This window comes from Bacillus cereus group sp. MYBK245-2, from assembly GCF_051916145.1.
GTDB lineage: Bacteria > Bacillota > Bacilli > Bacillales > Bacillaceae_G > Bacillus_A > Bacillus_A pacificus.
Window position 1 is genome coordinate 91,626 of record NZ_JBQAGB010000002.1, and the last position, 11,393, is coordinate 103,018.

Genomic DNA, 11,393 nt, shown 5'->3' on the forward strand with positions numbered 1-11,393 from the left:
ATATATGATATGGATTATCTTATTAAGTACTCTCGTTTGTATTGGTATTATATTTCTTCTTGTAATGTATACGGAAGCAACGCGTAATACGGTGCTAGAACATACTTTAATATTTGAAGAATTTCCGAAAAGTTTTCAAAAAGTAAATATATTCTTTATATCAGATATTCATAGAAGGGGCATTTCGAATTCGTTAATTGAACAAGTAAAAAGAAAAGTAGATCTTGTAATTATTGGTGGTGATTTAGCGGAAAAAGGTGTCCCTTTATCGAAAATCTCTGCAAATATACAAAAGTTAAGAGCGATAGCTCCTGTATATTTTGTATGGGGAAATAATGATTATGAGATTGAATATCATGAATTGGATGCTTTATTATTAGAAAATAATGTGAAAGTTTTAGATAATACAAGAGTTGTATTTGAGTCTGAATTAGGAGAGAAAATTTGTTTGCTCGGTGTAGATGATGTTGGTTTGAAACGTGATCGTTTAGATTTAGCGTTGGCTGATTGTAAGGAAGATGGTTTTCGCATATTAATTAGCCACAACCCTGATATAATAAATAAAATGTCTGGAAAAGAACAAATTTCACTTGTGTTAAGTGGACATACACATGGAGGACAGATTCGATTATTCCCATCTAAAAAATATTTAAAAGGTGGCGTATATAAGCATTCAAATATGACTCTTTTTGTTAGTAATGGGTATGGAACAACGTTGGTTCCACTTCGCTTCCGAGCACCTGCTCAAACACATATTATTACGTTATGCGGAGGGAAATGATGCCAACTCTAAACGGAAAATATAATATAAAAGCTGTTTCGAATATAATTGGAATTCAACCAAGTACGCTTCGTGCATGGGAAAGACGATATCAAATGATTGCCCCAAAGCGGAATCATGCGGGGCATCGATTATATACAGAAGAGCATATTCAAATTTTAAAATGGTTAATGGACAAGGTTTCTTCCGGCATGATGATTGGACAAGCAGTTCAATTATTAGAAGGGAATCGTTTGCAGAATAATGTTCAAAATGAAATACATTACGGTAGAGAAGTTGTTTTAGTGGACGATATACTACAAGCTTTGTTAAAATTTGATGAAATTACAACTTCTGCATTGTTAAACGAGGCTTTTAGTATTTATGCAACAGAAAAAGTTATAGCAAGTATTGTTCTTCAAGTGTCAAATAAATTGTTAACGTTAAAAAATAACAATGAAGTTACAATGGTGCAATTCCAATATGTCGTATCATTTTTACAAACGCGTCTAGGGATGGTATATCATAATGCATCATCGTTTTCTTCTATACACAAAGTTGTCGTGTTAGAAAGTAATATGTTGAAAGGGTTTGTTTTCTCAACGTATTTACGATTAAAAGGATATGATGTGATATATATTCGGGCAAGCGTAGCGGAAGATAGTATTTCGTTAGCTGTTGAGCAAATAAGACCTAAATATGTAGTAATCTCTTTTGATGACGGACGAGAACGGAAGAATGTAATGAGCTATGTGGGTTTTTTGCAAGAAAAAAATGAGAACCTTTCTGTTGGGATTATAGGAGAAATAGGTGCTCGAGATCAGTTGAACATTCAAACAAGCCTAATTGGTGATACGAAAGAAGAATGGGATGATTGGTTAAACATGTTAGAATAGTTGTTCGAAAAGAACCATCTATTTTCTATTTCATATAATAAAAATTATATTCATTGGTTGCGTAGGGAGGGTATGATATGAGGCTGGAACGATTAAATTACAATAAGATAAAAATTTTCTTAACATTTGATGATTTATCTGAAAGAGGATTAACGAAAGAAGATTTGTGGAGAAATGCACCGAAAGTACAGCAATTATTTCGTGATATGATGCAAGAAGCAAATAAAGAATTAGGATTTGAAGCGGATGGTCCGATTGCAGTTGAAGTATTTTCTCTACAAGCGCAAGGAATGGTCGTAATTGTAACGAAAGAACATCAAGAAGCGGATACAGATGATGAGTTCCGTGACGAGTTTATTGAAATGCAAGTGACTCTAGATGAAAGCGAGCATATCCTTTATGAATTTGCTACACTAGATGACGTAATTAACCTGTCGAATCGTTTATATAACCTTGATGTAACTGGCGGAAAATTATATACGTGGGATGGGCGTTTCTATCTTTGGATGGAAGAAGAGGAGCAAATTCAATTACTGAAGGCAGATTTTATAGCTATTTTAGCGGAATATGGTAATCCGTCTACAGCAACTATTTATCGTCTAATGGAGTATGGTAAAGAATTAATGGCTTCTCAAGCAATTGAACAAATACACAATTACTTTGTGAAAAAACAAAACCTTAGCTAATATAACCTAAGGTTTTGTTTTTTTTATTGTACTTAAATGTATCTTTTCAAAGTGCTGTACATGAATAAAATAAAAAATATTTAAATATTTAAGTATTTTACTTTTCTAAAAGTAATAAAAGGACTATAATGATAGTGAAAACGCTTGCAACAGAAAATACTTTGTATATATTTGTTAGCGTTTTCTATTGCATTCCAAATTTAACGGTGTATACTAGGCAATGAAGGTTTACTAAACAAGTGAAATTACAGGGGGTTTACTTACTATGGTAGCCGAAAAGGGAACTCAAACAAAAACACAACAACAAAGGGAACAACATTTTGAACTATTGAATTCAACACAAATTGTTATCAGTGAAGCGTTAGAAAAATTGGGTTATCCAAACGAAGTATATGAATTATTAAAAGAACCAGTTCGTATGATGACAGTGAAAATACCAGTTCGTATGGATGACGGGACTGTTAAAATATTTACAGGATATCGTGCACAACATAATGATGCTGTTGGTCCAACGAAAGGTGGAATTCGCTTCCATCCGAATGTAACAGAAAATGAAGTGAAAGCACTTTCAATTTGGATGAGTTTAAAATGTGGTATTGTCGACTTACCATATGGCGGAGGTAAAGGTGGAATTATCTGTGACCCACGTGAAATGTCATTCCGTGAGTTAGAAAGATTAAGCCGTGGTTATGTACGAGCAATTAGTCAAATCGTAGGGCCGACGAAAGATATTCCAGCTCCAGATGTATTCACAAACTCTCAAATTATGGCATGGATGATGGATGAGTATAGCCGTATTGATGAATTTAACTCGCCAGGATTTATTACAGGTAAGCCACTTGTATTAGGTGGATCACATGGACGTGAAACAGCAACAGCGAAAGGTGTTACAATTTGTATTCGCGAAGCTGCAAAAAAACGCGACATTGATATTAAAGGTGCGCGCGTTGTTGTTCAAGGATTCGGTAATGCTGGTAGCTTCTTAGCTAAATTTATGCATGATGCAGGTGCAAAAGTTATTGCAATCTCAGATGCTTACGGCGCATTGCATGATCCAAATGGATTAGATATTGATTATTTATTAGACCGTCGTGATAGCTTCGGTACAGTAACAAAACTATTTAATAATACAATTTCAAACAAAGAATTGTTAGAACTTGATTGTGACATTTTAGTTCCAGCTGCAATTGAGAATCAAATTACAGAAGAAAATGCTAATGATATTAAAGCAAAAATTGTTGTTGAAGCTGCAAATGGTCCAACAACATTAGAAGCAACTAAAATTTTAACAGATCGCGGAATTTTACTTGTTCCAGACGTATTAGCGAGTGCTGGTGGGGTAACAGTATCTTACTTTGAGTGGGTACAAAATAACCAAGGTTACTACTGGACTGAAGAAGAAGTAGAACAACGTTTAGAAAAAGTAATGGTAAGATCATTTGATTCTATTTATGAAACAGCACAAGTTCGTAAAGTGAACATGCGCTTAGCAGCGTATATGGTCGGTGTTCGTAAAATGGCTGAAGCAAGTCGCTTCAGAGGTTGGGTATAATATTATATTGTGAGAAAACGTGATTCCTTTCGAGGGAATCACGTTTTTTTGTTGAAGTATTAGAGTGAGGTGTTGTAAATGGGAGATGAAATGATGGAACGAGTAGAACAATTAGAAGAAAAGGTTAAGAGGTTAGAGGGAGAACTCGTAAAAACGAAGCAAGATCGAAAAGCAAGTACCGCTCGGGTGTTCGGAGAAGGATTATTATTTTTAATATTTGGTGCGGTTGTAGTAGGGCCGATTATCGCTTTTATATTGGTAATTATTAATTGGTTTGTTGAAAAATAAAATAAAAACAAAAAGAACGCTTGTTCTACACGAACAAACGTGCTATACTCTCCTTAGATAAACAAAACGGAAATGATTTTAAGGAGAGATAAATGATGAAAATGACAGTAGACCAAAGATTTATGATGCCAGCAGATGTTGTAGAACGAGTGGAAGTATTAAGAAACAAACAAAGTAAGCGCGGCACATTATTACAATCAGTAAATAAATTTTTCGGTTTAGATACGAAAGAAGATTGTGTTTGGTTTTACGGTTTTTATGGAGTTGCTGTAAGTATTTTATTATTTATGGTGTTCACATCAAATATTTTCGATTTTCTCTTCGCGTAAGAAATATGCTATAAGGACATTGCTACCGAATACATATATAAAGAAGTAAGGTAATCTTCTGAAGCGGGAGTTGGTAGTAATGGCGATGTTTCCTATAGAGCGTAACTATATTGGATATGGAAGTTCACGACCGGGTATTCCTCTTTCTAAAGTAAGGTTTATTGTAAGTCATGATACGGGGAATCCTGGTAGCAATGCGATTGGGAATCGGGATTATTTTAATGAAATACAGCCGAAAGCTTCGGCACATACATTTATAGATGACAAAACGATATTAGAAATTATTCCTATAAATGAAGTTGCCTACCATGTTCGATATGGTGTGCCGACAGATAATGACTTATATGGATATGATGCCAATAAGGCTGCCATTGGAGTGGAGCTTTGTTATGGCGGTGATGTTAACTTTTGGGAAGCATATACCCGTTTTACGTGGTATCATGCGTATTTATGTCAAAACTTCGGCTTGAATCCGAAAAAAGATATCGTATCACATAAAACACTTGACCCAGCTAGAAAGATTGATCCTGAAAATGTATTAGGGAAACAAGGTATTAAATTTCAGCAGTTTTTAGCAGATGTCTATCGGATGTACGTTTCGTTTAGATGACAAATATATGAAAAATGAATACAATAAAGATAGGTGCCTACTGCTGTAAGTAGGTTTTTTCTTGTTTTTATAAATAGTGTATTGGTAGAAGACTAGGAGTGAACCGAGTATGCAGAAAGAAACAGCTATTATAATTGGAGGCGGTCCGTGCGGATTAGCAGCAGCAATTTCGTTGCAAAAGGTAGGGATAAATCCGTTAGTAATTGAAAAAGGAAACATTGTAAATGCGATTTATAATTATCCAACTCATCAAACATTTTTCTCCTCTAGTGAAAAATTAGAAATTGGTGATGTAGCTTTTATTACAGAAAATCGTAAGCCTGTTCGAAATCAAGCGCTTGCGTATTATCGCGAAGTAGTAAAACGTAAATCTGTACGTGTAAATGCTTTTGAACGAGTGGAGAACGTTCAAAAAGATGGAGAAGCTTTTCAGGTTGAGACGACAAAGCGTGACGGAAGTAGAGAAATATATATAGCGAAATATATTGTAGTAGCAACTGGATATTATGACAATCCAAATTATATGAATGTTCCAGGTGAGGAATTGAAGAAGGTAGCTCACTATTTTAAAGAAGGACATCCTTATTTTGATCGAGATGTAGTCGTTATAGGTGGGAAAAACTCGAGTGTAGATGCCGCTTTAGAGCTTGTGAAAGCTGGTGCACGTGTAACGGTTTTATATCGCGGAAGTGAGTATTCACCAAGTATAAAGCCGTGGATTTTGCCAGAGTTTGAGGCGTTAGTCCGAAATGGTACAATTGACATGCATTTCGGGGCTCATGTGAAAGAAATTACTGAACATACATTAACGTATACAGTTGATGGCGAAGCATATACAATCCAAAATGATTTTGTATTTGCGATGACTGGTTACCACCCTGATCATAGTTTCTTAACAAAGATGGGTGTTCGGATTGATGAAGAGACAGGACGTCCAATTTATGCACAGGATACGATGGAAACGAACGCTGAAAATATTTTCATTGCAGGTGTAATTGCTGCTGGAAATAATGCAAATGAAATATTTATTGAGAACGGTCGATTTCATGGGGATGCGATTGCGCAAACCATTGCAACAAGAGAAATATAAAAAGAAGCTGTCGAAATAAACTTCGACAGCTTCCTTTTTAATCGTGCATAAACATGTTTTGGATTGCTTCATGAGAAGTTGTATTCTCTAATGCAACTAATAATTTAATACGTGCTTTTTGAGCGTTTAAACCGTATGTGAATACAATACCCATATCTTTTAATTGTTTGCCGCCACCTTCATATGAATATACATCTTGAACGATGCCATTGAAACAGCGAGAAACTAATACGACAGGAATTCCTTTATTTATTAGTCGTTCTAGACTAGGAAGTGTTCTTGGAGGTAAATTACCTTGTCCAAGCGCTTCAATAACAATCCCGTCTACCGGAAGATTTTCAATTGCTGCTAACAATGTATCGTCCATACCAGCGTACGCTTTTAGAACGACTACATTTTTAGAAACCTTATTTACTGAATATGTTTCGTGATGTACTAAAGCATGGTGGAATACAACACCACGTTTTGTTACCATACCGATTGGTCCATACTGTGGACTTTGGAATGTTGCTACATTACTTGTATGTGTTTTCGTTACGTTTGTAGCGCAATGAATTTCGTCGTTTAATACGACTAAAACGCCTTTTTCGGCAGCTTCACTACTGCTAGCGACTTTTACAGCTGATAAGAAGTTATATAGACCATCAGCACCTAATTCATTGCTAGAGCGCATTGCGCCTGTTACAACGATCGGAATAGTTGCTTGTACTGTTAAATCTAAGAAATAGGCCGTTTCTTCTAATGTATCCGTACCATGCGTAATGACTACGCCATGAATGTTGTCTTGTTTTACTCTTTCATCAATGATGACTTGTAATTGTAACATTTCGCTCGGTGTCATATGAGGAGATGGTAGATGAAACACATCTTCAACGATTAAATCAACATCGCCTTCTAAATCCGGAATGAATTTTAAAAGAGGATTTTTTTCACCTGGTTGTACGACCCCAGTTTCTTTATCTTCCTCCATTGCAATTGTTCCACCTGTGTGTAAAACTAGGATTTTTTTCAATGCTTATACCCCTTTCAAGTAAAAAAATACATTTAGAACATAACATGTTTTGAGTAAATTCGACAATGGAAATGTATAAAAGTATGCCTCGAAAATGACAATAAAATGAAATGCTATATGTACGATGTATAAAATTACGAAACGAAATGTGCAAATACAGTATAGGAGGGAGCCGTTACGTTGAAAAAGATGGAGAGAATGCTTATTCGTATATTAATAATACAATTCATTTGTCTTTCTGTTGTGCAATTGTTATTTATACATAAGTCATCAGTGAAATATTTATCTAAAATTGTTTATTATGAAGGTGTCATGGTAAAAAACAAAGCAGAAATCTTACGGGTGAATAGGTAGTTTTCATTTTCTTCTATGAAGGATTATGCTACAATAATTGAGGATTTAATGACGTGAAGCAAATGAGAAGAAGCAGGAGAATACCTGCTTTTCGTTTTGTTTTATAAGTGAAAAAATGAGGTGTTACAATGGATAAACGAATTTCAATTGCTATAGATGGTCCAGCAGCGGCTGGAAAAAGTACAGTTGCGAAAGTTGTGGCGAAGAAGCTTTCTTACGTTTATATTGATACAGGCGCAATGTATCGTACAATTACATATGCAGCCCTTGAGCAAAAAGTGGACATTGAAAATGAAGAGCAGTTAATGGAAGTTGTAAAAAATGTGAAAATTGAGTTTCAGCAAGGAGAAAATACACAACTTGTATTTTTAAATGGACAAGATGTTTCGGAAGTCATTCGTACACCTGAGGTGACGAATCGAGTATCGATTGTGGCAAAACATCGCCTTGTTCGTGAAGAAATGGTACGTCGTCAACAAGAGTTAGCAGAAAAAGGCGGCGTTGTAATGGATGGTCGTGATATTGGTACACATGTGTTACCAGATGCTGAAGTAAAGATCTTTATGCTTGCTTCTGTTGAAGAAAGAGCAGAGAGAAGACATTTAGAAAATATGAATAAAGGTTTCGATTCTAATTTAGAGCAGTTAAAAGAAGAAATTGCTCAGCGTGATAAATTAGATTCAGAACGCGAAGTTTCTCCTCTAAAAAAAGCTGATGATGCATTGGAATTAGATACAACTTCTTTATCAATTGAAGAAGTTGTCCAAAAAATTATGGGTATTGTTTCGGGAGTGTTTGCGAAATAAAGAAAGGGGGTAGCCTCTTTCTTTTTTGTTTATATAAAAATGTAAAGGATACGTGAATTGTGAGTCTCTTTCCTTGACAAATGACCGGATTTATAAGAAGTTAGTTAAAGAGGAATAAAACTGTCAGAATATATTCGCTATTATATTTCAAAACATACTTTCTTCAACATGATTTTGCTGTATACTATTTATATAGGTTTAATATATTTTCTAGTGAAATGTATGAAGCTTACGTATGTGATGATAAATTCTTAAACATGCAAATGAAAACAATTGTTTTCATTTCGTATATACATAAAAAATGCTTTGTCAATTCTGTAGGGAGGTATTTCCATGGTAGAGAAAATGAATGAAGAAGTTATGGATTCAAAAGAATTACAAGTTGGTGACGTTGTTACAGGTTCTGTAACGAAAGTTGAAGAGAAACAAGTGCTTGTAAATGTTGGATACAAAACAGATGGCGTAATTCCAATTAGTGAATTAGCTAACGTTCATATTGAAAAAGCAAGCGATGTTGTAGAATTAGATCAAATACTAGAATTAAAGATTATTAAATTAGAAGAAAATGATCTTGTCTTATCTAAACGTGCTGTTGATGCAGAAAAAGCATGGGTAGAATTACAAGAGAAATTTACTTCTGGTCACGTATTTGATGTTACCGTAAAAGATATCGTGAATGGTGGATTAGTTGTGGACCTTGGTGTTCGTGGCTTTATACCAGCTTCACTTGTAGAAGTACATTATGTAGAAGATTTTACTGACTATAAAGGCAAAACATTAGCCGTGAAAATTGTTGAATTGGACCGTGAAAAAAATCGTGTGATCCTTTCGCATAAAGCGGTAGTAGAATTAGAACTAGATTCTAAGAAGAAAGAAGCAATTTCTTCATTAAAAGAAGGCGACGTTGTTGAAGGGACAGTACAACGACTAACGGATTTTGGTGCTTTCGTTAATGTTGGCGGTGTGGACGGTTTAGTTCATATTTCACAAATTTCACACGAACGTGTAGAGCAACCTTCTGAAGTATTAGAGCAAGGTCAAAAGGTAAAAGTAAAGGTATTATCTGTTGATGCTGATACACAACGTATTTCTTTATCAATTAAAGCAGCTCAACCAGGACCTTGGGAAAATATTGCTGGTGAAGTAAAAGCTGGTGATATTCGTGAGGGAATAGTAAAACGTCTTGTTACATTTGGTGCATTCGTTGAAATTTTACCTGGCGTCGAAGGTCTTGTGCATGTATCTCAAATTGCAAATCGTCACGTGAAAAATCCAAATGAAGTATTGGAAATGGGACAAGAAGTAAAAGTGAAAGTACTTGAAGTTCATGTAGCAGAGAAACGTATTTCTTTAAGTATAAAAGAAGCGCTTGAGGAAAATAATGTAACTGAAGATTATAGTCAGTATGAACCGAATGCTGATTCTGCTACTTTCCAATTAAGTGACATTATTGGTGAACAACTGAAAAAATTAAAGAAATAAAGAGGGGTACAAGTGGTAAGGGCAAAACGTAAATTAGATCATATTGAATACGCTCTTTCTACTGGTCAGTCTCGTACGCATGGCTTTCATGATATTGATTTTGTGCATCAAAGCTTGCCAAATTCAAATTATGACACAATAACATGTGAAACAAAAATCGGCGAACTTTCACTAAGTTCGCCGATTTTTATCAATGCGATGACTGGTGGTGGAGGAGAGAAAACGTTACATATTAATGAGCAATTAGCATATGTAGCGAAACATCATAATCTTGCTATGGCTGTAGGATCGCAAATGGCTGCGTTAAAAGATGAAAGTGAGGCTGCTTCTTATAAGATAATTAGAAAGGTAAATCCACATGGGGTTTTCTTTGCTAATTTAGGTAGTGAGGCAACTACTGAGCAGGCAGAGCGTGCCGTTGATATGATTGAAGCGAACGCATTACAAATTCATTTAAATGTCATACAAGAGTTAACGATGCCAGAAGGAGACCGTGACTTTACTGGTGTGCTTCAGCGTGTTGAGAAAATTGTTTTAAATAGTAAAGTTCCTGTCATTGTGAAAGAAGTTGGATTTGGAATGAGTAAGGAAACAATGCAACAGTTAGCGAGCATAGGTGTAACGGCAATTGATATTGGCGGACAAGGTGGTACGAATTTTGCTGCTGTTGAAAATGAAAGAAGACAGCGAATGCTTTCTTATTTTAATAACTGGGGCATACAAACAGCAACCTCGATTATTGAAGCAACCTCTACAAATAATAACCTCTCTTTTATTGCATCTGGGGGTATACAAACAGCGCTTGACGTAGCGAAAGCAATCGCATTAGGGGCGAATACAACTGCTTTTGCTGGATACTTTTTACGCATTTTAATGCAAGATGGCATCGAGAAGTTAGTGGATGAAATTGATCTTCTACATACAGATTTGAAATTTATTATGACAGCTCTTGGCGCGAAGACGATAGAAGAGTTACAATCTGTACCTCTTGTTGTAAAGGGCGAAACGTATCATTGGTTAACGCAGCGTGGTATTGATACGACGCATTATAGTAGGAGATAAAAAATCAACCGTTTGGTTGATTTTTTTGTTTTCTATTCATTTTAGTAATATAAAGTGAGGGATAGAATTGATATTCTAGAAAAATGAAATAATTCCTATATATAAACAGTATCTTGTAAAATTTGCGACTGAAAAATGTAGATAATGTGCCATTGAATTATTGCAGAAGGCTTAATTTTGCTAAGAAAAATAGGTATGGATAAAAATAAAGTTTAGAAAAATTTGTATGTGAAATGTTATTTCAATATGAATAGAAATTATGAAGAAATATGTAAAAGACGGTTTCGTACAATATCGAAACCGTCTTTTTGTATTCATTAGTGCTGATTCTGTTTTCGAGCTTGCTCAGGTGTATCAAGTCCAGTTGCACCCGGATATTGTAGTGATTGGTCACGGTCAGATTCAACGCGGCGAGATTCTCTTAGTTTTCGTTCTTGACGATCTTTACCCATAATGAATAGCACCT

General features: G+C 35.2%; 14 protein-coding genes. 12 read left to right on the forward strand and 2 right to left on the reverse strand.

The genetic code is table 11. The features are described from left to right. Positions 1-4 precede the first annotated feature (4 nt). The 8 genes from ACTFRN_RS05245 to ACTFRN_RS05280 all read left to right on the forward strand — a co-directional run bounded on the left by ACTFRN_RS05245 (position 5) and on the right by ACTFRN_RS05280 (position 6,211). A complete protein-coding gene (locus ACTFRN_RS05245) occupies positions 5-781 on the forward strand; it encodes a metallophosphoesterase (RefSeq protein ID WP_000637813.1) in 777 nt (258 codons plus the stop codon). After that, on the forward strand, positions 781-1,656 hold the full coding sequence (locus ACTFRN_RS05250; protein ID WP_140383354.1) for a MerR family transcriptional regulator: 876 nt from the start codon (positions 781-783) through the stop codon (positions 1,654-1,656). The genes ACTFRN_RS05245 and ACTFRN_RS05250 overlap by 1 nt, the downstream gene beginning before the upstream one ends. A 77-nt stretch (positions 1,657-1,733) precedes the next feature. Next, positions 1,734-2,342, forward strand: a complete 609-nt coding sequence (locus tag ACTFRN_RS05255) for a genetic competence negative regulator (RefSeq protein ID WP_001235392.1) — start codon at positions 1,734-1,736, stop codon at positions 2,340-2,342. A gap of 265 nt (positions 2,343-2,607) precedes the next feature. Beyond that, positions 2,608-3,894 carry an NAD-specific glutamate dehydrogenase gene (gene gudB, locus ACTFRN_RS05260; protein ID WP_000225176.1) on the forward strand — a complete coding sequence of 429 codons (1,287 nt, stop codon included), beginning with the start codon at positions 2,608-2,610 and terminating at the stop codon, positions 3,892-3,894. A gap of 78 nt (positions 3,895-3,972) precedes the next feature. After that, positions 3,973-4,182 carry a hypothetical protein gene (locus ACTFRN_RS05265; protein WP_014893180.1) on the forward strand — a complete coding sequence of 70 codons (210 nt, stop codon included), beginning with the start codon at positions 3,973-3,975 and terminating at the stop codon, positions 4,180-4,182. Positions 4,183-4,274: 92 nt separating this feature from the next. Further along, positions 4,275-4,511, forward strand: coding sequence for a DUF3961 domain-containing protein (locus ACTFRN_RS05270; protein ID WP_001983018.1), 237 nt, complete (start codon positions 4,275-4,277; stop codon positions 4,509-4,511). A 79-nt stretch (positions 4,512-4,590) separates the two neighbouring features. Then, positions 4,591-5,121: a peptidoglycan recognition protein family protein gene (locus ACTFRN_RS05275; protein WP_001240643.1), complete on the forward strand. Its 531-nt coding sequence runs from the start codon at positions 4,591-4,593 to the stop codon at positions 5,119-5,121. 109 nt (positions 5,122-5,230) lie between these two features. After that, positions 5,231-6,211, forward strand: coding sequence for a YpdA family putative bacillithiol disulfide reductase (locus ACTFRN_RS05280; protein WP_014893179.1), 981 nt, complete (start codon positions 5,231-5,233; stop codon positions 6,209-6,211). Positions 6,212-6,248: 37 nt separating this feature from the next. On the opposite strand, the gene ansA is transcribed toward ACTFRN_RS05280, so the two are convergent. Further along, positions 6,249-7,223, reverse strand: coding sequence for an asparaginase (gene ansA, locus ACTFRN_RS05285; RefSeq protein ID WP_000723054.1), 975 nt, complete (start codon positions 7,221-7,223; stop codon positions 6,249-6,251). A gap of 180 nt (positions 7,224-7,403) precedes the next feature. Here ansA and ACTFRN_RS05290 point away from each other — a divergent pair, with 180 nt between their 5' ends. The 4 genes from ACTFRN_RS05290 to ACTFRN_RS05305 all read left to right on the forward strand — a co-directional run bounded on the left by ACTFRN_RS05290 (position 7,404) and on the right by ACTFRN_RS05305 (position 10,927). After that, positions 7,404-7,577: a YpfB family protein gene (locus tag ACTFRN_RS05290; protein ID WP_014893178.1), complete on the forward strand. Its 174-nt coding sequence runs from the start codon at positions 7,404-7,406 to the stop codon at positions 7,575-7,577. 128 nt (positions 7,578-7,705) lie between these two features. Continuing rightward, positions 7,706-8,383, forward strand: coding sequence for a (d)CMP kinase (gene cmk, locus ACTFRN_RS05295; protein WP_000361264.1), 678 nt, complete (start codon positions 7,706-7,708; stop codon positions 8,381-8,383). Between the two features lie 333 nt (positions 8,384-8,716). Further along, the gene (gene rpsA, locus ACTFRN_RS05300) at positions 8,717-9,865 is read left to right on the forward strand and encodes a 30S ribosomal protein S1 (RefSeq protein WP_000229551.1); all 1,149 of its coding nucleotides are present in this window, start codon (positions 8,717-8,719) and stop codon (positions 9,863-9,865) included. Between the two features lie 12 nt (positions 9,866-9,877). Beyond that, the gene (locus ACTFRN_RS05305; RefSeq protein ID WP_000251030.1) at positions 9,878-10,927 is read left to right on the forward strand and encodes a type 2 isopentenyl-diphosphate Delta-isomerase; all 1,050 of its coding nucleotides are present in this window, start codon (positions 9,878-9,880) and stop codon (positions 10,925-10,927) included. Between the two features lie 317 nt (positions 10,928-11,244). Here ACTFRN_RS05305 and ACTFRN_RS05310 read toward each other — a convergent pair whose 3' ends face one another. Then, complete coding sequence (locus ACTFRN_RS05310; RefSeq protein WP_000513900.1) at positions 11,245-11,379, reverse strand: YpzI family protein; 135 nt, start codon at positions 11,377-11,379, stop codon at positions 11,245-11,247. Positions 11,380-11,393 lie beyond the last annotated feature (14 nt).

Bases quoted from the DNA above. Each gene is read 5' to 3' on its own strand.
- ACTFRN_RS05270 (WP_001983018.1), top strand. From the start codon at position 4,275: ATGATGAAAATGACAGTAGACCAAAGATTTATGATGCCAGCAGATGTT.
- ACTFRN_RS05280 (WP_014893179.1), top strand. From the start codon at position 5,231: ATGCAGAAAGAAACAGCTATTATAATTGGAGGCGGTCCGTGCGGATTA.
- rpsA (WP_000229551.1), top strand. From the start codon at position 8,717: ATGGTAGAGAAAATGAATGAAGAAGTTATGGATTCAAAAGAATTACAA.
- ACTFRN_RS05245 (WP_000637813.1), top strand. From the start codon at position 5: ATGATATGGATTATCTTATTAAGTACTCTCGTTTGTATTGGTATTATA.
- cmk (WP_000361264.1), top strand. From the start codon at position 7,706: ATGGATAAACGAATTTCAATTGCTATAGATGGTCCAGCAGCGGCTGGA.
- gudB (WP_000225176.1), top strand. From the start codon at position 2,608: ATGGTAGCCGAAAAGGGAACTCAAACAAAAACACAACAACAAAGGGAA.
- ACTFRN_RS05310 (WP_000513900.1), bottom strand. From the start codon at position 11,379: ATGGGTAAAGATCGTCAAGAACGAAAACTAAGAGAATCTCGCCGCGTT.
- ACTFRN_RS05265 (WP_014893180.1), top strand. From the start codon at position 3,973: ATGGGAGATGAAATGATGGAACGAGTAGAACAATTAGAAGAAAAGGTT.
- ACTFRN_RS05255 (WP_001235392.1), top strand. From the start codon at position 1,734: ATGAGGCTGGAACGATTAAATTACAATAAGATAAAAATTTTCTTAACA.
- ACTFRN_RS05275 (WP_001240643.1), top strand. From the start codon at position 4,591: ATGGCGATGTTTCCTATAGAGCGTAACTATATTGGATATGGAAGTTCA.
- ACTFRN_RS05250 (WP_140383354.1), top strand. From the start codon at position 781: ATGCCAACTCTAAACGGAAAATATAATATAAAAGCTGTTTCGAATATA.